Origin of the sequence: Myxococcus sp. AB036A (assembly GCF_006547355.1) — a bacterium.
GTDB lineage: Bacteria > Myxococcota > Myxococcia > Myxococcales > Myxococcaceae > Myxococcus > Myxococcus virescens.
Genome location: NZ_VHLC01000232.1, coordinates 1 through 633, shown reverse-complemented (window position 1 = coordinate 633; position 633 = coordinate 1). Strand labels below are relative to the sequence as shown.

At 70.9% G+C, this 633-nt stretch carries 1 protein-coding gene; it reads right to left on the bottom strand.

Annotation, left to right across the window (positions count from 1 at the left end; genetic code table 11):
- The coding region (locus tag FL344_RS38230; RefSeq protein ID WP_194863412.1) for a translation initiation factor IF-2 N-terminal domain-containing protein at positions 1-516 on the bottom strand (516 nt) is incomplete at its 3' end.
- Positions 517-633: the final 117 nt, after the last annotated feature.

Genomic DNA, 633 nt, shown 5'->3' with positions numbered 1-633 from the left:
CTTCGGGGCCTCGGCGACCTGCGCGGGGGGCGTAGACGTGACAGCAGCCGGAGCCGACGGCTCCGCCGCAGCGGCGACCGGGGCCTCGACGCGCTGGGGCTCCGGGGCGCTCGGCGGCTCGGCGGGCGCGCGGGGCGCCTCGACGGGCGGAGGCGCCTGCACCGGCTCCTCGGCGGCGAACGTGGCGGGCTCGGGCGCCGACGGCGGCTGCTCATAGGCAGGCTCGGCGGCCTGTGAAGCCTCGGCCCCGCTGTCCGCGGTCGCACCGGCGGGCGGACCCACCTTGCGGCGCACGACGAAGCCCTTCGCCGTCACGGGCGGCGTGGCCTGCTTCGGCTTGCGCTTGTCCAGAATCTTCTGGACGGCAGCGGTCGCCTGGTCGTCATCGAGAGACGACGAGTGGCTCTTGACGTCGTAACCGAGGCTCGACAGCTCGGTGACGACCTCCTTGTTGTCGAGCTCAATCCCGTGGCTCTTGAGTTCCTTGGCGATTTCGTGGACGCGCTTCTTCGACATATTGCCCTTGATGGCCTTCTGCTCCGCCGACTCCGGGGCGCAGCACCCTAGTCCAAACCCGAAAATGTGTGCGAGTGGTGACTAACACCCACTCCCCCCCGCACCCCTCCGCTCACC